A 23,993-nucleotide genomic window follows, 5' to 3' on the forward strand; every position below is an offset into this window, starting at 1 on the left:
CTCAATTAAGCTCTAAGAATTTTTTAGTTTCTGGGCCGCAGCAAAACAGAGTATCCACAATTGATAGATTAGGTATGAAGCCTAATTCAGGAAAAGCTTGGGCATAAGTTGGATAACTAAACTCTTGCCATAAAACATTGATACCAGCAGTTTCAAATGCTGCCAGATCCATATAATTTTTTCCTCCAGAACCTGATAGGTAAGTATCGGCTCCTACAGCTTTACAAATATCAATTAGTAGTTCTGATTTATTACCCTCAACTTCCAATGCAGACATATAGATTATTGACTTTTTGATACCCAAATTTTCCATCACCCATTCAATCAGTGCCATATCGAGCTGACAAAGATTATTCCATTCTCTGGTTAGTATTTCTTCGAGTCCCGAACTGTACTTGTCGAAGTAAGGAGTGCGGGAATAATTTGTCATCAAGGTATGCCAATGCTTATGAGACCAAGGAAACTCTGAATTTATCAGCATCTCATTAATACGCTCTTCGTCTCTTGAACGATGGAGAACTGGTACAGTCAACCATTGCGCTCCTTGAGAGGTTTTGATTTGGTTGCGATGTTGAACACCACGCCTCTGAAACTGGACACTGTCCATAACTACAAAAATGTCACCTTTTTGGAGCTTGTGAAAGAATCCTAGATAGGGCAAATACTGTGGTTGGTGAATTACTGCTATCTTCATAGTTGTTTTTACTTTTTGGTTTGGTTAGCTGTTGTCAAAACACTTTCTTTTTCATAGACTCCTTCTTTACGGAGAACTACTGGAATCGTTCGCAAAATAATTACTATATCCAACCAAAAATTCCAGTTGTTGACATACCAAATGTCTAGCTTGATCCGTTCATCCAAACTATTTTCTAAACCACCATTTACTGCTTCCCAAGCTGTTAACCCTGGTGGCATTAATAAACGTCGTTTTTGGCAATTATTATAGGTTAAAAGAGCCGAAGTTAAGAGTGGGCGCGGCCCAACTAAACTCATTTCGCCAACGAGAATATTGAAAAGTTGAGGTAATTCATCGAGATGATATTCACGTAAGAATTTACCAACAGATGTAATGCGAGGATCGCCTTTGAATGTATTGATGCCAGCACCCATGTGGATAGCTCCATCAACCATTGTGCGAAATTTGTAGATTGTAAATGGTTTTCCCAGTCTTCCTAAACGTTCCTGACAAAATAAAATTGGGCCGGGAGAATTAAGTTTTATTGCCAAAGCAGCTACCACAAAGACAGGTGATAAAACTATTAGCGCTAGAAGAGCGATCGCAATATCGAATAAGCGTTTGCATACTAGCTGCACTCTGATGTACTTATGTTCTTTGAGATAAGCTTGCTCAAATTCTCGCCACTCTTGATCTGTCCAAAATCCAGAGTAGTTATTACTAGCATTTAAGCCTCTTTCTCCATCAAAAAAACTATTATTCATAAGTGCCTACGCATAAATATTGAGCCATTTTTCGACACGAGCGCGCTGTATTCCTTTTCTGTTCCCTATCCCCTTGCCTGCCTTAACCAAAGTTCTGTTTGTTCGCGCACATACTGATAGAATGCGATCCGTTTTTCGTGCAAAATTTCATCTGTATACTCTTTGGCTTTCTCTAGATTGCGAGCTGACATCAAAGCCATGCGCTCTGGATTAGTTAATACTTCCTGAATTTTTCTAGCTAAAGCTGTCGCATCACCAGGCGGCACCATATCTTCAGGTGGTAGTAGCTCAGGAATGCCACCAACTGTAGAGCCAATTACAGGTAGCGATCGCCCCATCGCCTCTACCATTGCTCTTGGCAAGCCTTCTTGATGGGAAGGCAAAATGAAAAGGTCAGCTCGATCTAACTGATGGCGCACAGCATCGCCAGCGGGCAATACACCCAGAAAGCTAACACGCTTACCCAAACCCAACGCTCTAACTTGTGCTTCTAATTCTGTCCGGTGCTTGCCATCTCCAATCAAAGTCAACTTGATGTCTAATCCCTCACGCACACAAATAGCAACAGCATCGATCAGCACGTCGGGAGCTTTATAGAGTTGAGCCAGTGTCCCCACAAATATTAGATTCCATGTGCGTACTTCTTGAATTTGTGGACGAGGCTGAGAGGCGATCGCCCAGTCGGGAAGTTCTACATCTGAGATGCCCACAGAATAGTTGGCACATGGGTATCTTTGCTGCAAGGCTTGTTTGGTGACATAGGCGGCGGCGCAAGCTCTAGCACATTGATGTTGCAGTTGGCGGGGAAAAAACCAACGAAACAATGGACGGAGGGGATGCTTGATGGAGCCGGAAGCAAAGACATCATAAGGATCGGCTACAACTTCGACCGCGTAGGGGTGGCCAGTTTTATCTAGCAAGGGTTGGACACAGTTAGCAATTGTTGAACCTACACGTAGAATCACGGCATCGTTCATACCCACTGCATTTTGGGCAGCACGTTTGACTTGACGCGATCGCTGCAAATATTGCCACGGGCCAACATAGTATGGTACTGCTGCAAATGAAACCCTTTCACCATCAGCACGTTTAGATCCGACTGGTATCAAAGGCACCTCACGCACACGGGCTACTACGCGCACGCGATCGAAAACTTCTAGATAGCGCTTCCAAAACTGATGAGCAAAGGCTGTTTGAGTCCACACAGCGCCATCCGGTGTGCGATCGAAACGATGCTCAAGTGTTACAACAATATCCATAATCAGCATTCCGAATTGATAGCTTTACACTTATTCAGCGCTTTTGTGGTGGCGACATCAATGTCAAACCCAAGCGGCTTTCCTTTTTGAATTTTTGCTTTGGCACGCCGGATTACATCCTCTGCACCTTTGGGAATGCGGTTTTGCCACCAATCCATTCTTTCACCCCAAACCCATGCATACTTGTCTGTATTTTTGAGTGCATGGTAGATGTTGTGCTCTAACAATTGCAGTCGGTCATTTGGTGAGAGAAAATGCGGCATTCTCATCCCATACCAGGCGTTTTTAGCGTTGTTAGCGGGCTTCTCAAACAGATCTAGCACAAGATCCATATAGACTGCTTGACCAATCTTCACTTGGTTGTCATACTTCTTGCGGTTCGCCGGATCGACAAACGCCCGTGCATCTTTGCGGATTAGGTCACGCATACCTGCAAACCAAGCTGCACGATAAAAGTAGTATGCACCTTCGTTGCCATCAATGATGACAGAACCAGGTCGCGCTGCATCCAGCATTCCGTTGACAAAGGCTGGCCATAGTCCATATTTATCGTTGACTAGTTTCTGCTGCAACTTTGCCGGATCGGTTGTCTCTGCCAATAAAGCTTTCATCCAACTGAAAAGCCCAAGTGTTAATACCTCAGTTTGAGGTTGCGTTGTTTGCAACACTCTCATAAACCGGGCACCGCGCTTTCGCACCTGCCGTTGATACTCTTGAAATGTCTTGTTATCGTGTTGGGGCTGCACTTCATAGTGCCACGGGGTATAACCATAAGGCTCTAGATCGAAGGCGATGCCTTTAAAGCGACCAGCTTTAGCAGATTTGGCAAAGTTTTGAATGTTCTTTTCAGCAGCAGCCCAATCATCATCGTTGAACCAGTCCCACCCTTCCTCAATAGCAGACCACATCACTATAAAGTTATTAGCGAGTTTGGAGGATTTTATAGCAGCAAGGTCTTTTCGGTCTTGCGTAAATACTGTATCCGGATAGGGCTTTTTCTTAAAAACTTCTTTACCCGCATTGAGTTTAATAATTACGCCATCAAACGGACGCTGCTCCATCTGCTTGATATGCTCTCGGAAAAATTTAGGGGTTGGCATATCCCAGCCAGACTGAATCAATTTTTTTGTGGTTGCTTGGGATTGTACCGATGCTGTTGACAGGTGCATCATGACTGAAAGCATCACGAGTATGAAACCTAAAAAGAGCGTTCGACGGATCGTATTTGCAGAAATGCGTGGAAAACTGAAATTACGGTGATAATTATGGAGTGCTAAGACTAATTCTTCTTGATAACTCATATTTATTCCATAGTAATTAGATAACATCTAGGTAAACAAATAATGCTTGGCAAATATTAATTTCAATTATTTGGCTTTTGACATTAACAATTTTTGTTTTTCAAATTTAAGCAACTTGCTTTCTGCCAATTTATTATCTTTGTGTACACTAACTACACTGACATTTAATGCTAGAGCACCAAATAAGTAAATCCACCAAATCATATTAACTTGGGCATTTTTGAAAATAAAAAAGTCAAAAAACATTGAAAATCCCGAAGCAAAAATTCCACAATTAAAAATAGCCGATTTAATTCCCTGGTAATTGCGAAGGAGAAGCCTAATTAAAACAATCCACAGGATAATAAAATAAATTAAACCTGGAATTCCTAATTCGACAACACATAACAGAAAAGTAGAGTGAGGATGATAGAGCAAATATCCATAAGGATATACTAAAATGATGGGAGCGCCATTCATGAAACCAACCCTCATGTCATCCATATCTGTAAGATACCAAGACCAATAAGAGCCATAACCAGAACCAGTAATGTTAAGCTCTGTATTGCGATGACTAATAATTTGAAAAGAAGTTAAGTGTGTATCTGAACGAGTTGTATCTTCAAAAGATTTAATGCGATCGCTACTCGCTTTTGAATAAATAATTGTTGTAGCTGTAGAGATTAAAATAATCATCATTATAGCAGCGATTATTGCTTGCTTTTTATTTTTCATGAATAAGATTAAACATAAAAAGAATAAACCCATAACTAATAGAGCAGCTCGTGAACCAAGACCAATAATAGTCAGTGTTAGAGCCATGACAACTGCCAATTTAAATAAACGTCGAGTATGACTTTGCATGAACTCTTGAATGGCAAAAGCTAAAGCTGGCAATAAAATGAAATGTCCAGTAGCAGAGCCAAAAAGAGGCCCTTGTACGCGTACTATCCCAAATTCACTTCCTCCCGCATTCAAATCGGCTCTCACGTCTCCCATGCCCAAGGAGAATAAAGAAGCTGCTGAGTAGAGTAACCCTAACGCAGCTATGATTACTGTCAGTCGCCATAAAAATGAGCGCACAGATGTAATAGATTTTCTTGCCAGGAGAATATAGCCAAGTAAAAAGGCAGATGCTGTCAAAACTAAAGTGTATGTCATTGCTCTAGCATTGCTGGCATCTATACCACTCCTTTGTATGGATACTGCAGCGTAAAACAGTAAACAAACTGTCAAGATTGGTAAGTGACAATGCCAATTCCATGGTCTATCTTTGGTACTGCCAAAATTGGTAAGTGCGAGTAGTAATAAGTAGAAAAAAGCAACTCCAACTAGAACTAAATCTTTAGCATTGACAGGTATAGATAAAAAATCGAACTTTGGAGTTGCAGTATCTGCTAGCAATGACCAATAAGAAAAACTTAACCAGAAAGGTAGTTCCAACAAAAACTGGGAGAAAGAATTAGTATTAGCATTTTGAGAAGTTAATTTCATAGACTTCTAACAGTTTTTTTATACTTGTCTCAATATTGAAAGCGCTCTTTTCGACAATGTTTAGGGCATCTATTCTAGTAAGAATTGATGCATTATTTGGTACTGTTAAAACTGCTTCTGCCCAGGCAGAGGCAGATTGTGACAAAGAGATTCGCTTCACTAAAGGCTTGACTACATCTGCTTCCTCTGGAATCACATCCGAAAAGATACAGGGTAATCCCGCTGCTTGTGCTTCAACTAACACTAAGCCTAATCCCTCATACAGAGATGGCAAGACGAAGACATCCATAGCACCCTGCATCAATCGTGGTACATCAGATCGGCTGCCTGCGAAGATAACGCGATCGCTTAAGCCCAGTTGAGCTATTTTCTTTTCTATGTCAGAGCGTAAAGAGCCAACACCCACTAGTAAAAGGTGCATCTTTGGTTCTCGTTTGGCAACTTCTGCGGCGATTTCCAAGAGAAATGCATGGTTCTTTTGTGGCTCGAATCTACCAACGTGCCCGATGACAAAGGCATCTTTCGGAATCCCTAGTTCAGAACGAACAGTAACTAAATCAACAGAATCTCGGAATGAAGCCAAGTCAATTCCGCAGTAAAGAATTTGTTGATGGAGATGGGTATTCCCAGTAGAACCGAATAGATCTACTATTGCTTGACGGCTGCATCCAAAACCTAAGGTTGCATAGCGGGCAATCCAAGCTTTCATCAAATCTAGATACAAACGTCGATGCCATTTAGCTTTAGCTTCAACCCAAGAGGTATTATTGTGGCTATGGGCAATACGGATAGGTATTCCTGAGTTGTGAGCTAAACGGAGAATGTAACCACTAAAGTGATGAACGTGACTGTGAATAATGTCATAAGGGCCATACACTTGTAAGATTCGCCGGAAATTAGCAGCGTAATTCCAAGGCTGCAAGCGATTCAGAGGACAAGGGATAATTTGACTACCTAAGGTGCGAATCTCTTGATCGTAAGCACAGAGTTGATTAGTGTGAACGAGAAAATCCATTTGGAAGCGATCGCGATCGATGTGCCGCAAAATATGCATTAGCCAAGTTTCGATGCCACCCCGGTTCATTCCTCCAACCACATGCAGGATACGTATCGAAGATTTGTCCCCTAAGGTCATGATTTTAATTCTCTCCCTGTATACTCATGTCGGTTGTATAGTGCATCAATAGCGCGATCGCGCCCCTCTCGCAAATAAAAACAAGTGATAACTAAACTACTGTTAAGGGATTTCCAAGAAATAAATTATCCAAATAATAACCACAGAGACGCTGAGAACACGGAGAAATGAGGAACAGAGAGGTTATTGCGTTAGGTGGTTGAGTGTTTTTTTATTTGGAAGTTCTTAACCAAGACAAAAACTTCATTATTCTGGTTTTTTGGTACTAGGTAATGGTAGATAATACCTGTGATACTTTCTCACCTATAACATTCCAGTTTAATTGAGTTTTTACTTTGGAACGTGCATTTTTTGACATGGTTTTTAATACAGGAATGTCACTTAATAGATGTATGATTTTCTCAGCCAGAATATCAGAATTTGGTTGTGCAATAACAACACCATTTACTCCATTATCAACAATGTCAGGCATCCCATCGTTATTTGCGATAATGCAGGGAACTCCATAATTGAAAGCTTCTACTAAAAACAGTCCATAGGGTTCACAGTAAGCGGGTGCAACTACTAAATCTGATTCTAGAAAAAGATTTTGTTTCTCGGAAGAAGATAAAATGTATCCCGGATTAAAAACACCATCCTCATGTAGATCTAATTTTTTGCCGATGATTACTAATTTGGCTTCAGGTAATACTTTTTTTACCTGTTTAAATGCCGCCAAAACCACATCTCCACCCTTTCTTTCAAAATCCGATCCATTAAACAAAATTTGTTTAGTTCCGAAAGTTTTTTCTCCTTCATACAGTTTTTGAGAACGACTTGAAGAACCAACAACAGTAATTTTTTCAGGCTTGATACCATAGTCTTCTATTAAGGATGTTTTGACTATGTTACCCAAAGTAAAAATATGCCTAGCTCTTTGGTATGCTGTCATTTCACATTCTACCCAAGCAGTATATTCTTGGTTGTCGTGAAAAGGTGCCCAAGGTAACCATTTTTTGTGAGCTAATGCCATCGTATAATCTAAATACATCACATAAGGAATATCAAATTTATCCCAAAATGGGTTAAACATACCGAAGATATGAAACACAAGATCTGGAACATATTCTAGTTGCCTAATTTTACGCTCTGTGTTGCGTGACCTAGTAATAAAAGTGTTTTTGTTTTTCCAGAATCTACTTACCGTAATTGGAGAAAATCGCTGCAATATTTTGTAATAGCCTCTCGTTAATATATCTAATGCTTTGAGTCGATGTAATTCTCCCGATGGCAAACATTCCACACAATCAAAGTATGAAGACAATACTTCAAATAAACCTTGACGACGATTTACAAATTCATGAGCACCGGTGACTAAAATCCTTTTAATTTCCATAGTGTGTCTCCTTGATTGGAAATTATGTTCATTGTCTGAAAGGTATTAAGTAGAAGGCAGAAGGTAATAAAGTTTTTTTCATGCGTTATTGTGTACGCAGTTCATGACGGCTACTTACTTGTTTTCAATCAATTCAACAGATGGATGGGATTTATGCAGTGCATGAATGATTACTGCCAAACTGCAGATAACTTGAACAATGGCTGCAATAATTAGCGCGATCGCTGCCCCTAGCAATCCCAACTTAGGTAGTAACCACAGACAAGTTATAGCTGAAGTAGTTGTGACAGCAGCAAACAAAGGTAATTGGATGCGAAAGTATCGGGCTGCCGTTATCGCATATCCAATGAAAGAAGATACGTAACCAATCCCGGCAGCAATCATTAACCAAACAAATAAACTTGTATGTTGAGCGTACTCAGGTTGATACAACAGAGTTAAGATTTGCTCACCACCTATTAGAGCCACCAAAACACCACCTCCGCCCAGCAGTACGGCAATTCCTACTAGCTTTAACAATAGCCTCTGAAAAGCTATGGTATTTCCCACAGCGTAATATTTGGCTAATCTAGGACTTGCTGACTGTCCTAAGGCATTGACAACCATACTTCCTACCACCATCAAGTAAGCTATGGCTGCAAAAATTCCCAGTTCCCGTTCACCCAAATATTGCTCAATAAAGTAGCGGGGAATGTTGGTGTTGAGTGAAATCAGCATCATCACCAACCCCAAAGGTAAAGACAGCCATACCAAATTTTTCAGAGTGACAAGATGCCAACGAGATTTTGGTATGGAGTTGAGTATTAAAACGCCATTAGGAATGTCATAAACAAATAAAACTACAAACCAGGCAAATACTAATCCAACTACTCCCCACACAACACCACTCGATAGATACACTCCTATTCCCAGTAGTATCAATGATAAAGGCCCTTTAATCATCAAGGATATGGCGATGCGATCCATGCGTTCGTGTTGCTGGAGCAAACCATAATAGATGTCACTGATTGATTCAAATGCCTTTGCTAAACCTACCAACAAAATAACTAGCGATATTTCCCAAGGGTATTTTGCTAAGAAAGTAATGATTGCGATCGCTACCAATCCTAATCCTGTGCCAATCAATCTCAGTTCTAAGTAATCGTTAAAGAGATACTGTTTCGTTGCATCTGTCGCTTGAATACTTCGCAACTGGAGATTGGTAAACATGAATACAGGTGCCGTTACCGCCAACCCCAAGGTAAACTGCCCTACTATTTCAGGGCTACCAAGTTTAGCCAGCACCACCAGCATTCCCCACTGACAAGCTGCATAGACAGCATTACCAATGAAAGTCCAAGAAAAGTTATGACGTAGCGTGAGTGGTTTAATTTGTTCCATTACTGCAAAACTTCCTAACTTTAGCAAGCTCCTTGATAAAGTTTAATCAACTCTTTATCTGACAGAATTTTTTGGCTTTTCTTGCCAATAAAGTAATAACCAGATGCAGCATCAAGAGCGGTGGGGCGATGAATCAAAAAGTAATCGAGATACTTTAATGGAAATGCTGTCATGATGGCAAATAGTCCCATCAACTTTCTCAAAAATTTCGATGTGGTGAAACTCAACAATAGATAATAATAAGACCAAGCTAATGCCATTCCCGGCCCGGCTGTTGAGCCACTTTCAATTTCCTCAAATTTTCTAAATAAGCGACGATGCCCCAAATGAGTAAATCTAGTAAAGTCATAGCATCCTCCATGTACTTGTTGCATAAAAGGGGTTTCCGCGTACACCAATCCATCATCTTTTAATACTCTGTAAATTTCTTCTACACACCGCCAAGGATCAACTACATGCTCTAATACAGCTTGTATGATTACACCGTCAAAGGAATGGTCTGCAAAAGGTATGCTATGAGCGTCACAAATCAAAGTTGTACGAGATCCAAATGAAACATCAGTTTCTACTATTTCTATATCCTGATTTGCAACAAGTTTTTCTATTCCCTTACCTAAAATACTACCACCAATCACTAAAACTTTAGGATGTATGCAACGCATATGCAATTGTTTATGGAAATGTTCATAGTTACTTTTAGCTTTAATATTTAAGCTTATACTTGGAACTAATTTTTTTAGAGTTTCCACAAATTTATTTTTAGGAGATAAATCAAAGAATAAGTTACGTTCCTTCACCAAGTCATCAATAGAAAATATACTGGCGTTCTCGTCAATCAAAATTGGTATGCCATTTTTGATGGGAAATAAAGCCTGGCATTGAGGATTTATACAGTGGCTATCTCCACTACGCAATTCCAACTCGCTATTACATATAGGACAGCGCAGCATTGATTGCACTATTGGAGAAAGTTTGAGTTTACTTTGATTGATTTGACTTTGCATAAGCTTGTAACGTAATACTCATGAATAAATTCCGATCGCTCAATCTGATACTCGCTGAGATAAAGAGCTTTACGCACTTCTTGGCTTCACTTTGACTATTATGTTTCCCTTTGTTTCTGCGAGTAAATTATTGTTTGTTACTGTATCTACTAGAAGATGATTTTCTAGATATTTGGGTTTATAGCCTGGAACTAATTGCTCAAGCAGAAATAGAATCAAATTGGTATGGTTTTTAGCCGCTGCCTTACATAAATCTTCGACAGTAATATTCAAATTTTCTGGAACAATTCGACTAGCATTTTTGACAACCAACAATTTCTCATGCTCAGTTGGTTCGTATTCTTCTCCTTCAATAAACAACTCTTCAAATAACTTTTCACCTGGGCGCAAACCAGTAAAGACGATTTCAATATCTTTGTTGACTTCATATCCACAAAGACGAATTAATTCCTTTGCCAAGTCAACTATTTTCACTGGCTGTCCCATATTTAGCATCAGCACTTCACCACCATGCCCAATTACCGCTGCTTGCAACACCAATTGAACTGCCTCCGGAATCGTCATAAAATAGCGACGAATTTCTGGATGGGTAACCGTTACCGGGCCTCCTGCTAAAATTTGTTTTGTAAAAGTCGGAACGACACTACCGCGACTACCCAAAACATTACCAAAACGCACAGCAACATAAGATAAGCCACTTTTTTTAGCTGCTTGCAATACCAACATTTCCGCAACTCTTTTACTTGCTCCCATCACATTGGTAGGATTGACAGCCTTATCTGTGGAAATCATCACAAAATGTTGAATATTGTATTGCAGCGCCAAATCCAATAAATTTTTTGTTCCCAGCACATTGTTAGTGATTGCTTCTGGTGAATTTAATTCCATCAGAGGAACGTGCTTGTGGGCTGCGGCATGAAAAATCACATCTGGCTGGAATCTCTCAAAAGCGTGTTTGAGGCGATCGCGGTAGCGAATATCGCCAATGAAGATATGAAGACTAGGAGCATAGCTTGCGGATTTACCCTCCGCTTTCAGGGCTTGAACTAGTTGTTCTAATTCCTGTTGAATATTGAAGACAGAATTCTCACCATGCCCCATCAGCATCATTTCGGCAGGACAACATTTATAAATTTGACGACAAAGTTCGCTACCAATCGAGCCGCCTGCACCTGTAATTAGTACTCTCTTGCCTTTTAAGAACTCGGCAACTTGTCCAATATCTGTCTGTATTGGTTCACGCCTGAGTAAATCTTCAATCCGCACATCACGAATACTATCTACTCTTACCCGCCCATTCAGGATTTCATGTATTCCTGGTAAAGTACTGGTTTGAATACCGGTGGCTTTGCAAATATCTACAATTTCTCGAATCACTTTTCCTGCAACTGTCGGCATGGCAATGATCACTTTATGAATTTGCAGAGATTTGACGACATCAGGTATTTTATGGCGATCGCCAACCACAGGAACACCGCGAATGTGTGCATGTAGTTTTTGGGGATCGTCGTCGATGAAGGCAACTGGCTGAAAACCCTGTTGGGGATTTGTTTGCATTTCTTGTAGTAGGGAGACTCCGGCGTTACCTGCTCCAACTATCAGCACTCGTTGTGAGGGGTTAAATGCTGCTCGTTTTTGGTTGGCTCTTTCTACTGCTTTAATGCTGAAACGCAGCCCACCAATCAAAATAAACGAAAGCAATCCATCAATTAATGGCAGTGAGCGTGGGAGCCTACTTAAAACAGAGTTTGGGATGTCATGAATGACATCGAAGCAAAAAGATTGTATGACTATCGCTGCTGCCATCAACATGGCGATATATGTGAGTTCTTCGATGCTGGCATAGCGCCAGTAACGCCGATAAAAGCCTGAACTCCATAAAATGAATTGTTTTACGAGCAAAAATAGTATTGTCGCAACTGCTAAGTCTGATAGATATGCTTCTAGGGCAAGTCTTCCATCTAAACGCAGTATCAAAGCTAGTAGTGGTGTATTTGCAAAAATAATGATATCAAGTATTAACCAATGTCTGTTTCTCATTTTTAGCAATTTATTCAGCAAAATATTGCTTGATTTCTGTATCAACCAATGAGAAACAAAAAATAGTAAATTCATAGTTGTAGATTCAGGCTATTGTATGTAAATAGTCAAAAAGTCAACAACAGCTTGGCTGTCATTTGTTTGAGCAAAAAATACTCATATAAATGTGTAGATAAAATTTACACATTTACTATAGGTTGATGAATTTTTCATTATCACCACGCAATACATGCATCCACCAAATACTTTACAGATGGTGAAATATGATTGTGGAAATTATGTAAATAGATTTTTAGCACTTCTTGTGCCAGATATTAGCCTGTTGTTCCAAAATCCTTTTATTGTAGGCTTTATATCATCATCTCTCTCTAGTAGAGGCTTTATATCATCATCTCTCTCTAATAGAGGATTTAATCCTCGTTTCCAAGCCAATTAAGGATTTTAGCGTTTGCATATAGCAAAACTACCACCGCTTGTTCGTTAAAATCTATAGATTTCTAATCGGCAGATTTTTAACCGAACAATTTAATAGTAATTAAACATTTCGTTTCATGCAACTTATTTCTATATTTTTTTAGTTTGTAACTGATTTGCATCTTGATTGATACTGAATTGATGCCATTTATTTACAATCCTTTGTATTCTGGCTGCAATTGAAAATAATAAAGAAAAGTTTAGTAGTTAAAATGATTTTCACTTCTAACTTTTGAGTGATTTTCAATCAAATTTCTTTTGAGTTTGAGGTTAAAGACAAGAAACTAAAATAGATGCAAATTTCATCAATCCAAGGATTGATAGTTCCATATCTTTGTTGATTTCGACTAGCTAACAAAAATCGAAGAAGTGTTTGCCAAGTTATCTGGCTTTCCAAGCTCCTTCGACCAAAGTTTATAGAATAGAGGATTTCTGTCGCGATCGCTAAACTTTTGCTTCTAAAGATTTCAGCAACTCGGTGTTTACTCCTGATTCACGAGTCAGGGCAATTTTACCGGTGCGGGCTATTTCTCTCAAACCAAATTTTTGTAATACCTGTACGATCGCTACCATTTTTCCTGGATCGCCCACAACTTCCAAAGTGAGAGAATCTTCTGCCACATCTACAACTCGCGCCCGGAAAATTTGTGCCAACTCAACAACTTCCGAACGATTGGTGCTAGTAGCATTCACTTTCAATAGCATCAATTCTCGCTCTACGCAAGGAATTTCAGTAATGTCTTGTACCTTCAAAACGTTGATTAGCTTGTACAGTTGCTTGGTAAGTTGCTCGATCACGTAATCGTCACCAGGCACAACCATTGTAATGCGAGAAATCCCTGACTGCTCTGCTGGGCCGACAGCAAGGCTTTCTATGTTGAAGCCACGACGGGCAAATAAACCAGAAATACGGGATAGAACACCCGCTTCATCTTCTACAAGTACTGACAGGGTATGTTTCATCTTCGCCGACAGAGGCTAGGGGAGGATTGATTAAGGTGATGAGTATTGCCACACTCAATTGCAAGTGTGAATTTTTATTTTAAACTTAAATCGGTGAACAGGGAACAGGGGATAGGGGATAGGGGACAGGGGATAGGGGATAGGGGATAGGGGATAGGGGACAGGGGATAGGGGACAGGGGATAGGGGAAGGGGATAGGGGATAGGGGATAGGGGACAGGGGATAGGGAACAAATAAATTATTACTGATAACTGTTAAAGTTAAATAGCATTTTGGGATCGGGCAAAGGTAATACTTGCACTGGATACTGCCTCAGCCACTCTTGAAACGATCGCCCACCCCGATCAATATACTTATTCAATTCTGGTAAACAACGACGCCGATAAAAGCCACACAACGGCTCCCATCTATTATCCTTTTGAACTAGAGCTGCGATCGCTTCTTGGGGTACGCGATCGAGTTCAACTGCCCATTCCTGTAAAACTTCTAGCTGCAAATTTGGTAAATCGCAAGCTAGCAGCAACACCCACTCTGTTTCTACATATACCAGTGCTTGGGCAAATCCTACAAGTGGCCCGTGGGTTCGAGGTTCGTTGCCAGTTTCTCCTGGTAAAGGTACTTCTTGAATGAACTGGCTTTTGGGAGGTAACAAGTGTTGATAGCGTTCCTGCCAAGGAGTGACTACGTAGACTTTTTCAGCACAAGCCTCAGCTATGCGACAAATAAATTGCAACATCGGCACCCCTTGAATCGGGATCAAGGCTTTATCTGTGCCCATGCGCGTACTTTTACCACCTGCGAGAACGATCGCAGTTAATTTACATTGCTGAATTTTCTCAGTTTGCTGGTTCATAAAACGTGATACACACACCAGCCGGATCAATTACGGCAAACTCTTTCATTCCCCAAGGTTTAGTTTCTAGCTTACCGTTCGGGTGAATCATCTGTCCTCCTTTGGCTTGAAATTCTAGGTAAAGTTGCTCGATCCCATCAACAAAGACACGAAAACTTGTCCATTCTGCCAGATGTTTATCATCATTCTGAAGCAGAAAAATTGTCGCCCCATCTCGTTGGACAATCGCCATCCTAACTGGATCGCCTTCTTTATGGATTGTTGTAAAGCCAAGCTGTTGCTCATAAAAGGCGATTGCCACTTCCATGTCGCTTCCTGCTGGAATCATCGGGTTGATGTTTTTAAGTACAGGTGGCTTGTTCATAGTTATACATTTAAAATGCGTCCTGTAAGATCCCCGACTTTTCAGCAGAAGTCGGGGATCTGTGTTTTTTGAAGCCCTCTTCTGTTATCCCCTAGTCTGACTTTGCTGCACCTGCTGCAACAGTTGTTCTAAACTCTCAGGTGCTGGCAAACATTTCAAACCTTGGCAAACTAGCCCAACACTACCTTGTGGTAATTTTGATTCTGCGGTGAATACAGCAGTTGGCAAATATTGGGAACTCAACGAGTTAATCTGCTCGATTGTAGTGCGAATCAAAGTCGAATTGCTATACCAATCCAAGGCGGTAAACAAACTTGGGCAAGCTTGGGGAGCATGACTCATGGCAGAGCGAAATGCCCTAAAGCCCTGCTCGGCTAAATCTAGATAATGGAGATTGTCGGTAAGTAAGGCAAGACGCACAAGATTAGCGATCGCTACTCCATTTGCAGAAGGTGTGGCATTATCTGCATAACTGCGCTCTCGCACGATTAAATCTTGAGTTGCATCGCTGGATGTGTTGTAGTATCCACCTAATTCGACACTCCAAAGATATTCGTCAAATTCTTCTTGGAGAGCGATCGCGCTTTCTAACCAATTTTTTTGATCGGGGCAACAAGTATGTAAATCCAATAGGGCTTTGATGAAAAAGGCGTAATCTTCAGATTGAGCTAGTACGGTTGCTTGTCCTTCATAATTAAGACGATGGAACCGCCCATTTACAAACTGATTATTTAAGATAAAGTTCGCTGCCTGAGTTGCTAGTTCCAAATAAGAAGATTGTCGAAATACTGCATACGCTCTTGCCAAGCCGGAAATCATCAAACTATTCCAGGCAACAATCATTTTAGTATCTGTTACCGATGGAATTCGACCAGGCCAATTGCTTGTTTTTGCCTCTTGATTATTGCGAGCGGGTGGAAAAGTTTCTAGCGATTCAGGGGTTGCACCATAACGGGCTACAAACAATTTCGTTAACGCTGTTTCTAACGTTTCGCTCAGTTCTCCTGGATGACGCCTTTGCAGTACGTTCTTACCTTCAAAGTTGCCGTTAGTAGTAACTGTAAACGATTGTTGCAATTCTGTTAGTTCTTCGTGAGTAAGTAATTGCTCTAGTTCACTGTAACTCCAGACATAAAATGCTCCCTCCTCTGGTTCAGCTTCTTCACCAGTGATAAAGCTATCGGCATCTTGAGCAGCCCAGAAGTAACCTGATGTATCCGTCATTTCTCGTTTCAGCCATTGCACAGTATGTGCGATCGCTCTCTCAAAGGCTGGTTCCTGTACTCCGGCACTCCAAAGATTAGCCAAGTACTCTACAATTTGACCGTTGTCGTAGAGCATTTTTTCAAAGTGAGGCACAGTCCAAGTGGGATCGACAGTGTAGCGGTGAAACCCTCCACCCACATGATCGTAAATTCCGCCCAATGCCAAGTCTAGCCCTCGCTGGGTACAAATTTGCTTGGCGTCGTATTTAGATTCTTGTTCCCAGGTAGAACCAGGGAACAAGAATCGTGTTCCTCGCAGAGCTAATTCTGCGTAAGGAATCATCGGGAAACTGTTACCATATTGATTGGGAGTAACGATCCCCGTGCTAGTTTCCCAACCTTGCCGTAGTAAATCCCGATCTTGAGCTTGTGTTGTACCCTGAAATTGCAACACCGCAGAGGTAAGAAGCGACTCTAAAATTACTGCTTTGCGATCGCGCAAGTCTTCTTTTTCTGTATCATAGTAGCGGCGAATTGCTTGCAGAACTTGCAAAAAGCCCGGACGACCATAGCGTGGTTCTAATGGAAAGTATGTGCCAGCATAAAACGGTACCAAATCCTCTGGAGAAAGAAAAACATTTAAAGGCCAACCTCCTTGCCCGCTCATCATCTGCAAAGACTGCATATAAATGCTATCGAGGTCTGGTCTTTCTTCTCTATCTACTTTAATAGGAATAAAATTAGCGTTCATGTACTCGGCAACAGCCGGGTCGGAAAACGCCTCTCCTTCCATAACAGTACACCAGTGGCAGCTAGAGTAGCCAATGGAGAGAAAAATAGGTTTATTTTGCGCTTTTGCAGTGGTGAGTGCTTCATCACACCAAGGCCACCAATCGATAGGATTTTCGGCGTGTTTGCGGAGGTAGAGGCTTTTAGCTTCAGCAAGGCGATTAGTCATGATTAGACATCAGGTATTTACCCTATCAATGTCAGTCTAACGTGTTCTTAAAAGTCTTAGCGTGAATACCGTCGTACTTACTGAAGAAACAAGGCAGATGGCAGTAGATGCGTAGTGGTGAGGGGATCGGTTTCCGTTACGTAGACGCCAGAGGCGGCTTCCCGTAAGGGTATGCGAACCCCCGTACTCCTTCAGAGAACCCGCAGGATACCTGGAGGGCTTCCACAGGTAGGAAAGAGAATTTGACTTGTTTCATTCGTAGCGGGTGATGCACCGCTGTGCAGCGGCTCTTAAGTTATAGATGGAATTTTGGCAAGAATACTTAAATTATGATGAAGATAATAAAGTGATTTTACATAAACAAAACCTGCCTGCTTGAACTATCTAATAGTCTTAGCAGGCAGGCTTGTTTTATATTGTTGTGAATATTTACTAGTTGTTTACTATCTGCAGGCATATTAAAGAATTTGACACCTATATCTGAATCAATCTGTGAAATTTTCTTAATCTAGAAAACTCAGCAGTGAAGCTATTGGTGTTGACATCGTGCCTGGGGATTTTGCTGCTCTGGTGGGAATTGTGTTATTTGAAGTTAATCCTACGATCAGATGAAGTAAGAAGGTGATGAGCGCGGCTTGTAAAAATTTTTCTAGCATGGCAGTTTCCTCTCTCTAGGTAGATGTTTTTGAATTGTAAAATCATGTGTTCTGAACACACCTCGTACTATTGATTAACCCTATGGGGTGATGACATCGAGCCTATTGCCAGCAAAATGACTTAGGTACTTTTGACTAAAAAACGACAAAATTGTTCCAGGGATTAAAAACTAGACATTTATGTGAGAAATTACATAATGAGGGAACGAAAAGTGCTTTATCTTCTGCCTCCTGCCCCACCGAACTTCTGATGGGCGGAAGTCGCCGCACCCTGCGGGATGCCCTCTGCCTTATTTTCAAAATAGATAGATTCAGGAACAGAATCAAGTGGTTCAAGTTGGCTAAATAAAACAATCAGCCATTGTAATCGGTAAAATGTATGTACATTAATTACAAGCAGGCTGCATGATTCCTATCGTTATTGAACAATCGGGTCGTGGCGAACGTGCCTTTGATATCTACTCACGACTGATGCGTGAGCGCATCATCTTTTTGGGACAACCGATTGATGACAACGTAGCTAACTTGGTTGTTGCCCAACTGCTATTTTTAGATGCCGAAGACGCGGAGAAAGACATTTATATGTATATCAATTCTCCTGGTGGTTCGGTGACGGCAGGGATGGGCATTTTTGATACAATGAAGCATATCCGTCCGGATGTATGCACTATTTGTACCGGGCTAGCTGCCAGTATGGGTGCTTTTCTCCTCAGTGCAGGTGCCAAAGGTAAGCGGATGAGTCTTCCCCATTCTCGGATGATGATTCACCAACCTTTGGGCGGTGCCAGGGGACAAGCAACTGATATTGAAATTCAAGCTCGTGAGATTCTTTATCACAAGCGGCGGCTAAATGATTATTTAGCCGAACATACTGGTCAGCCCTTGGAAAAAATTGCTGAAGACACTGAACGAGACTTCTTTATGTCACCAGAGGAAGCCAGGGAATATGGCTTAATTGACCAAGTGATTGACCGTCACGCTGCTGGTAGCCGTCCGATGGCAGTTGTTTAGCTAATATCTCAGTAGTCAATAGCCAATCATTCCAATTGACTGTTGATTATTGAGTAATAACCTTTCAAAATGCCTTTGAACATTATTTTGCTGTTGGCTGGAATTTCTATGTATTTAAAATTCCAGCTGTTATTTTTCGGTGAATCACTAGCAAAAGAACTATGCTTATTTTTATAGATATCACCGCCCTGAGGAGACTATGAAGCCGAAGGGTTTTTATATTAGTTTTACTGAATTATATATCATACCTATCCATAGAATCTATAGCGTTGATTACCGTTTTTTGCGGGATCGCTGTCTTTGGCTTTAATCAAATATTTCCTTGTTTGTTAATTATTGTTAGTTATATGCAACCATCTGCAACCAATCTCCAACTCCCGTGTAGGGAGGGAGTAGGGAAGGGGACAAGGGATAGGGGAGTGAGGGAATAAACTACTAACTACTGTACGGGAGGCAGCGCGCCCTTGCGGAGCCAGTGCGCCCTTGGGGGTTCTCCCCCAATCCCCACTCCGTGGGGGCCCCGAGTCCCCCGTTGTAGCACCTGGCGTCGGTTTAAGCGCGTCGAGTGCGACTGCCGTGCGGGTTTTAACGACAATCTTTCTAGGATGACGAAATATCTATCTAAGATAAACCCGCCCCTACCAATGATTAATGATTAATGACTAATGACAATTGACTCTCAACTCAAAACCCTGCTAACGGATCTAAAGGTGTAGGTTGGGATTCTAAATATTTGAGAAAATGGCGTAATTCTTCTGGATCGAGTAGATGACGCGATCGCTTACCGTAGGTTTTAATCAAATAATCTCTTCCCTGTTCAGTTGTCCAGCCTAAGCGCTGCATTTCTACACCAATTCTGGCAATTTCATCTGACTGATCCACAGGTTCGCTTTTCTTCTTTTTCTTTGTAGTCGTCGCTGGTTGAGTATCTATATTCTCCTTTGGATTGTTATAACTACGTTGTGGAAATGGGGTGACATTACTAGAACCAATTTCTGGGAACTGTTGAGCTTCAAGTTCTTTGGGAGGCACGATGGTGTGAGCGGGGATGGCAGATTGTTGCTGTGCAACATCTGCGTCAGCTTCGCTGACGCTAGAAAAATCTTCAATTTTTCTAGCCATGCTGTACCCGCCGGAGGCGATCGCTCCTGTTTCTAGTGGAATTTCTAACTGGGGTTCTTCTTTGCTAGTTACAGCAAAGCTTGGCTCAAAATCCTGGTGATTGTATGCCTCAATTTCCCCTACAGAAACAGGATGTTCTGTGACAGGCGCAACGGCTTCTGCTTGCGAAACATGGTTAGGTGTGGGAGTATGGGCCGATTCACGATGAAATTCGTCTATTGTGGGTAAATCCAGTTTAGACTCTACCTGGGCGATCGCCTCAGAGGTAATAGCTGTTGATGGTTGTGATTGACTTGTTACTCCCAAAACCATCAAAGCTCTATTTCTTGCTTGATCTTCTGCTGCCTCTACAGTCTCTGCCGCCGCCATACCAGTCGCACGAGTCACGCCGTCAATTTGTACGCTGGCACGAACGATATATTTTCCGTGATAAATTTGCACTAGTTCGGACACTAAACAACCCGTAGGATAAAAGCTCTGAAACTCAGCCAACATCATAACTGCCACCAATCTATCGTATGCTACATGAAGGGTATCGGGTCAAGAGGATACAAAGACACGGAGAATCGTGCTTGACGTTCTTGCCCCTGAAGCTTCTGTTCTCCCATTTTCCCCTTTCTCTTTTTAAGAGTTTTGGATTGCTCTACCACTTAGGGTAAATTAGTCATACTTAATTTAAAGAACTTTGAACTAACTATTAATTTTCTCTCATTAAAGACTAACCTTGCGGGAAAATGCTTCTGCATCTGTGCTTAACGGTGTGGGGCATCTTTGGTTAATTCAACTTCAAACTTAAAATTAGTTAACCAAAGTTGAGATGACTTGCTTGTATAGGTATAAGTTGTTGTTGATTTTTTGACTTTCTACCAGCAACCGTCTCCATCTCTACTTTCATAAATTCTGCTACATGATGCTGTTTGTTACTTCCGTATGCGGATTGTAGCATCGTGATTTTTAAGTAAATTTTTGGCTACTTTCCAAGCAGTCTACGTATTATTACTAGTAATGCTATACTATTTACCCAATAAAACATTCAGAAATCTTTTCTGGAAGTACTTACTAAATCTACAATAATGAAGTAATGGTTCGTCCTCACAGCTGATTAAGCTGCTGACCTGATTGTTACCAATTCTACATATGTAGCCTTTAGGTTTGTCGGCAGTTTCTCCTAGTTAAAAATCAGAGTCTCATGGCGTAAAGTACCTTGCAATTAGGCAATCGAACACCTGCGCTTTATCCTACACAATATGTTTGGGCAGTTCCACCGAGAATAATCCAAACATAGTCTCTCAAAAACCCGTTGCGTACTTAACTTTGTAGGGTAAAATCGGCATCAGGCACGCTTTTTCCGATTAGCATAAACAAGGGACTTGAACGAAGTAATACTCTGAGATGAACGTGTAGCGCCCTACTTGTTGGGAAGTTCGTTTACCACTAGTGTCTGTGGTTTGTGAGGGTACTCAACCAAGAACCAGATTCAACAACAGACATTTTGCAAGGGCGGAGAAACCTTTGAAGTTCAAATCGCCAAAAGTCGGCGCTCTGACTTCTCTCTGCACGCAAGTGTCCTCAAAAAAATGATGTTTTGACCAAAGGTCGGTTCACTGCATGGAATTTTCAATCGCTACACTCCTTGCCAATTTTACAGATGATAAATTGGTAGCTCGTAAACTGTTGGAAAAGAAACTGGGTTGTGAAGATGAAGCTAGTTTAGAAAAACTTCACATTACCTTGGAGGTGCTAGAAAAAATAGGAATCTTGGTAAAAGAACGTGGCAAGTATCGCCGTGTGACAGAAGAAGGCTTGATTGAAGCTAAACTTCGCTGTTCTAGTAAAGGCTTCTGCTTTGCAATTCAGGATGTAGAAGGGGCTGAAGATATATATATCCGAGAAAGCCATTTAAGTAATGCTTGGAATGGCGATCGCGTTTTAGTTAGGGTTCTCAAAGAAGGCAGCCGTCGCCGTTCTCCAGAGGGAGAAGTAAAGCTGATTTTAGAGCGATCTAATCATACTTTACTAGCGCGAATCAAGCAGGTAGAAATTGGTTTTCGTGCGGTACCTTTAGACGATCGCTTGCTGTTTGAACTCAAACTGCAAAATCATAATCCCAAGTTGGAAGAAGCTGTCGATCACCTAGCTCACGTCGAGGTATTGCGCTATCCCCTAGCACAGTATCCTCCCCTTGGTCGGGTAGTGCAAATCCTTGGTAGTGATGCAGAAGCAGCGGCTGACATTGATTTAGTTACCTGCAAACATGACCTTTCCCGTACTTTTTCGGAGAACGTACAAGAAGTTGCCACAAAATTACCGAAAAGGATTCTCAAAGCAGATCTAAAAAACCGATTGGATTTGCGACAAAAATTTACCGTCGCAATTAATGGTAACAATGTTGACACAAAGACTGTAGAAAATGCCTTTTCTTTAGAAAAAACTGCTGCTGGAAATTGGCAATTAGGCTTTCATATTGCCGATGTTTCTCACTATGTTCAACCAGACGAAGCGCTGGATCGCGAAGCCCTCAGACGTGGTAGATCGGTATATCTGGGAGAACTAGTACTGCCAATGTTACCAGAAGCCGTGGCAGACCGCTGTTGTTTAGTGCCGGGCAGCGATCGCTTAACCATTTCTTGCTTAATCACCTTCGACTCGCAAACGGGACAAATGCTGGATTGGGAAATTCAGCCCAGCGTCATTAAAGTTGACACCTTACTCAATCCCCAAGAAGTAGAAGCCATTTTAGGGAAAAAATCCACCAGAAAGTCAACTGAAGTGGCAGAAATGGTGCAACAGTTGGAAACTTTACGGGTTCATCTCAAACAACAACGCTTAGAGCGGGGTAGTTTGCAATTAAATCTGCCACCCAACAAAAACCCCTTCTACGATGAAGGCATTCTCGGATGTGTGGTGGAAAACGATTCACCTGTGCGATCGCTGTTGAGCGAGTTCGTACTGCTAGTTAATCAAATAATGGCAAATCATCTCAGTGCCTTAGGAATTCCTGCGATTTGGCGAGTGCAAGGCGCACCAGATCCCGAAGATGTGCAGGAAATGCTGAAATTGGCGATCAATTTAGGCGTGGAACTGTCACTAGATCCAGAAATAGATATTCAACCACTGGATTATCAACAGTTGACTAGGGTATTTGCAGAATCGTCATCCGAGCAAGTATTAACCTACCTGTTGCAGGACACGCTCAAACAGGCAGTATACAGCACTAACAAAGCACCTCACTTTGGTTTAGCGCTGCCAGAGTATACCCACTTCACAGCACCTTTGCGACGTTACCCAGATTTACTGATGCAGAGGGTATTTTACGCACTACTCGAACACGGACGTGATCGCCGCAACACCCGTGTTAAAGAGCGTGTTAACCTACGTTCTTCCACCAGTCACGGTGAAATTAATTGGAACGTTCTGCCGCCAGAATTGCAAAGCGAACTGCAAAGCGAACTGACAAGGGTGATCACCCAAATCAATGATCGCGAAAAAGAAGTTCTAGAAGCCGAAGCCGATTTGGAGGGTTTGCAGAGAGCCTCTTTAATGAAACAGCGCATCGGTGAAGTATTCAATGGTGTAATTACTGGTGTCCAATCTTACGGTTTCTTTGTAGAAATTGAAGTACCGCCCAAAGAAACAAAAGGAAGTCAAAACGTACCTTTACGAGTTGAAGGACTGGTACACGTCAGTTCCCTCAAAGACGATTGGTATGAGTACCGAGCTAGACAACAAGCACTGTTCGGCCGCAAAAATCGTGCTTCCTATCGATTGGGCGATCGCGTCGCCGTACAAGTTAAAAGTGTCGATTACTACCGCCAGCAAATTGATTTAGTAACAGTTGGTAGTGATGGTATTCCTTCTCGTCACGATATCGGCGCAGTCAATGGTGAAGAACCAGGTATGTACTTACCCCACGACATGGAGCCAGACGACTTAGAATCATATTCAGAGGATGAATAAAGAAACTAAGAATCGGTTAATGG

Annotated in this window: 19 protein-coding genes; 2 read left to right on the top strand and 17 right to left on the bottom strand. The window is 41.6% G+C overall.

What is annotated here, in order from left to right:
- Position 1: 1 nt before the first annotated feature.
- The 15 genes from UYC_RS0118060 to UYC_RS38955 all read right to left on the bottom strand — a co-directional run bounded on the left by UYC_RS0118060 (position 2) and on the right by UYC_RS38955 (position 17,880).
- On the bottom strand, positions 2-694 hold the full coding sequence (locus UYC_RS0118060; protein WP_016875915.1) for a WbqC family protein: 693 nt from the start codon (positions 692-694) through the stop codon (positions 2-4).
- Between the two features lie 8 nt (positions 695-702).
- Entirely contained in the window at positions 703-1,440 is a 738-nt protein-coding gene (locus UYC_RS0118065; RefSeq protein ID WP_016875914.1) for a sugar transferase, read from the bottom strand.
- A gap of 65 nt (positions 1,441-1,505) precedes the next feature.
- On the bottom strand, positions 1,506-2,699 hold the full coding sequence (locus UYC_RS0118070) for a glycosyltransferase family 4 protein (protein ID WP_235082986.1): 1,194 nt from the start codon (positions 2,697-2,699) through the stop codon (positions 1,506-1,508).
- 2 nt (positions 2,700-2,701) lie between these two features.
- Complete coding sequence (locus UYC_RS0118075) at positions 2,702-4,000, bottom strand: hypothetical protein (protein ID WP_016875912.1); 1,299 nt, start codon at positions 3,998-4,000, stop codon at positions 2,702-2,704.
- Positions 4,001-4,066: 66 nt separating this feature from the next.
- Entirely contained in the window at positions 4,067-5,473 is a 1,407-nt protein-coding gene (locus tag UYC_RS0118080; RefSeq protein WP_016875911.1) for an O-antigen ligase family protein, read from the bottom strand.
- Positions 5,448-6,608, bottom strand: a complete 1,161-nt coding sequence (locus tag UYC_RS0118085; protein WP_016875910.1) for a glycosyltransferase family 1 protein — start codon at positions 6,606-6,608, stop codon at positions 5,448-5,450. Before UYC_RS0118085 ends, UYC_RS0118080 begins: the two co-directional genes overlap by 26 nt.
- Positions 6,609-6,873: 265 nt before the next feature.
- Positions 6,874-7,983: a glycosyltransferase family 4 protein gene (locus UYC_RS0118090; protein ID WP_016875909.1), complete on the bottom strand. Its 1,110-nt coding sequence runs from the start codon at positions 7,981-7,983 to the stop codon at positions 6,874-6,876.
- A 114-nt stretch (positions 7,984-8,097) separates the two neighbouring features.
- Positions 8,098-9,363 (bottom strand): oligosaccharide flippase family protein, encoded by a 1,266-nt coding sequence (locus UYC_RS0118095; RefSeq protein WP_016875908.1) that lies wholly within the window; start codon positions 9,361-9,363, stop codon positions 8,098-8,100.
- A 20-nt stretch (positions 9,364-9,383) separates the two neighbouring features.
- Positions 9,384-10,367 (bottom strand): methyltransferase domain-containing protein, encoded by a 984-nt coding sequence (locus UYC_RS0118100; protein WP_016875907.1) that lies wholly within the window; start codon positions 10,365-10,367, stop codon positions 9,384-9,386.
- A gap of 69 nt (positions 10,368-10,436) precedes the next feature.
- Positions 10,437-12,482 (bottom strand): polysaccharide biosynthesis protein, encoded by a 2,046-nt coding sequence (locus UYC_RS0118105; RefSeq protein ID WP_016875906.1) that lies wholly within the window; start codon positions 12,480-12,482, stop codon positions 10,437-10,439.
- Between the two features lie 843 nt (positions 12,483-13,325).
- A complete protein-coding gene (gene ilvN, locus UYC_RS0118110; protein WP_016875905.1) occupies positions 13,326-13,844 on the bottom strand; it encodes an acetolactate synthase small subunit in 519 nt (172 codons plus the stop codon).
- Between the two features lie 241 nt (positions 13,845-14,085).
- Complete coding sequence (locus tag UYC_RS0118115; protein WP_016875904.1) at positions 14,086-14,697, bottom strand: molybdenum cofactor guanylyltransferase; 612 nt, start codon at positions 14,695-14,697, stop codon at positions 14,086-14,088.
- A complete protein-coding gene (locus UYC_RS0118120) occupies positions 14,681-15,061 on the bottom strand; it encodes a bleomycin resistance protein (RefSeq protein ID WP_016875903.1) in 381 nt (126 codons plus the stop codon). Before UYC_RS0118120 ends, UYC_RS0118115 begins: the two co-directional genes overlap by 17 nt.
- Before the next feature lie 84 nt (positions 15,062-15,145).
- Complete coding sequence (locus UYC_RS0118125; RefSeq protein ID WP_016875902.1) at positions 15,146-17,224, bottom strand: thioredoxin domain-containing protein; 2,079 nt, start codon at positions 17,222-17,224, stop codon at positions 15,146-15,148.
- A 503-nt stretch (positions 17,225-17,727) separates the two neighbouring features.
- Positions 17,728-17,880 carry a hypothetical protein gene (locus UYC_RS38955; protein WP_016879604.1) on the bottom strand — a complete coding sequence of 51 codons (153 nt, stop codon included), beginning with the start codon at positions 17,878-17,880 and terminating at the stop codon, positions 17,728-17,730.
- A gap of 405 nt (positions 17,881-18,285) precedes the next feature.
- On the opposite strand from UYC_RS38955, the gene clpP reads away from it, so the two are divergent.
- The gene (gene clpP / locus UYC_RS0118130; protein ID WP_016875901.1) at positions 18,286-18,891 is read left to right on the top strand and encodes an ATP-dependent Clp endopeptidase proteolytic subunit ClpP; all 606 of its coding nucleotides are present in this window, start codon (positions 18,286-18,288) and stop codon (positions 18,889-18,891) included.
- A gap of 684 nt (positions 18,892-19,575) precedes the next feature.
- On the opposite strand, the gene UYC_RS0118135 is transcribed toward clpP, so the two are convergent.
- Entirely contained in the window at positions 19,576-20,508 is a 933-nt protein-coding gene (locus UYC_RS0118135) for a hypothetical protein (protein ID WP_016875900.1), read from the bottom strand.
- 307 nt (positions 20,509-20,815) lie between these two features.
- Positions 20,816-20,959 carry a hypothetical protein gene (locus UYC_RS38960; RefSeq protein WP_016875899.1) on the bottom strand — a complete coding sequence of 48 codons (144 nt, stop codon included), beginning with the start codon at positions 20,957-20,959 and terminating at the stop codon, positions 20,816-20,818.
- Between the two features lie 662 nt (positions 20,960-21,621).
- On the opposite strand from UYC_RS38960, the gene UYC_RS0118145 reads away from it, so the two are divergent.
- The gene (locus UYC_RS0118145; RefSeq protein WP_016875898.1) at positions 21,622-23,970 is read left to right on the top strand and encodes a ribonuclease R family protein; all 2,349 of its coding nucleotides are present in this window, start codon (positions 21,622-21,624) and stop codon (positions 23,968-23,970) included.
- Positions 23,971-23,993: the final 23 nt, after the last annotated feature.

Origin of the sequence: Chlorogloeopsis fritschii PCC 6912 (assembly GCF_000317285.1) — a bacterium.
Lineage (GTDB): Bacteria > Cyanobacteriota > Cyanobacteriia > Cyanobacteriales > Nostocaceae > Chlorogloeopsis > Chlorogloeopsis fritschii.

Coding starts and splice junctions, on each gene's coding strand:
- UYC_RS0118135 (WP_016875900.1), bottom strand. CDS start 20,508: ATGTTGGCTGAGTTTCAGAGCTTTTATCCTACGGGTTGTTTAGTGTCC.
- UYC_RS0118100 (WP_016875907.1), bottom strand. CDS start 10,367: ATGCAAAGTCAAATCAATCAAAGTAAACTCAAACTTTCTCCAATAGTG.
- UYC_RS0118085 (WP_016875910.1), bottom strand. CDS start 6,608: ATGACCTTAGGGGACAAATCTTCGATACGTATCCTGCATGTGGTTGGA.
- UYC_RS0118120 (WP_016875903.1), bottom strand. CDS start 15,061: ATGAACAAGCCACCTGTACTTAAAAACATCAACCCGATGATTCCAGCA.
- UYC_RS0118065 (WP_016875914.1), bottom strand. CDS start 1,440: ATGAATAATAGTTTTTTTGATGGAGAAAGAGGCTTAAATGCTAGTAAT.
- clpP (WP_016875901.1), top strand. CDS start 18,286: ATGATTCCTATCGTTATTGAACAATCGGGTCGTGGCGAACGTGCCTTT.
- UYC_RS0118090 (WP_016875909.1), bottom strand. CDS start 7,983: ATGGAAATTAAAAGGATTTTAGTCACCGGTGCTCATGAATTTGTAAAT.
- UYC_RS0118060 (WP_016875915.1), bottom strand. CDS start 694: ATGAAGATAGCAGTAATTCACCAACCACAGTATTTGCCCTATCTAGGA.
- ilvN (WP_016875905.1), bottom strand. CDS start 13,844: ATGAAACATACCCTGTCAGTACTTGTAGAAGATGAAGCGGGTGTTCTA.
- UYC_RS0118070 (WP_235082986.1), bottom strand. CDS start 2,699: ATGGATATTGTTGTAACACTTGAGCATCGTTTCGATCGCACACCGGAT.
- UYC_RS0118115 (WP_016875904.1), bottom strand. CDS start 14,697: ATGAACCAGCAAACTGAGAAAATTCAGCAATGTAAATTAACTGCGATC.
- UYC_RS0118125 (WP_016875902.1), bottom strand. CDS start 17,224: ATGACTAATCGCCTTGCTGAAGCTAAAAGCCTCTACCTCCGCAAACAC.
- UYC_RS0118145 (WP_016875898.1), top strand. CDS start 21,622: ATGGAATTTTCAATCGCTACACTCCTTGCCAATTTTACAGATGATAAA.
- UYC_RS38960 (WP_016875899.1), bottom strand. CDS start 20,959: ATGCTACAATCCGCATACGGAAGTAACAAACAGCATCATGTAGCAGAA.
- UYC_RS0118080 (WP_016875911.1), bottom strand. CDS start 5,473: ATGAAATTAACTTCTCAAAATGCTAATACTAATTCTTTCTCCCAGTTT.
- UYC_RS0118095 (WP_016875908.1), bottom strand. CDS start 9,363: ATGGAACAAATTAAACCACTCACGCTACGTCATAACTTTTCTTGGACT.
- UYC_RS0118105 (WP_016875906.1), bottom strand. CDS start 12,482: ATGAATTTACTATTTTTTGTTTCTCATTGGTTGATACAGAAATCAAGC.
- UYC_RS0118075 (WP_016875912.1), bottom strand. CDS start 4,000: ATGAGTTATCAAGAAGAATTAGTCTTAGCACTCCATAATTATCACCGT.
- UYC_RS38955 (WP_016879604.1), bottom strand. CDS start 17,880: ATGCTAGAAAAATTTTTACAAGCCGCGCTCATCACCTTCTTACTTCAT.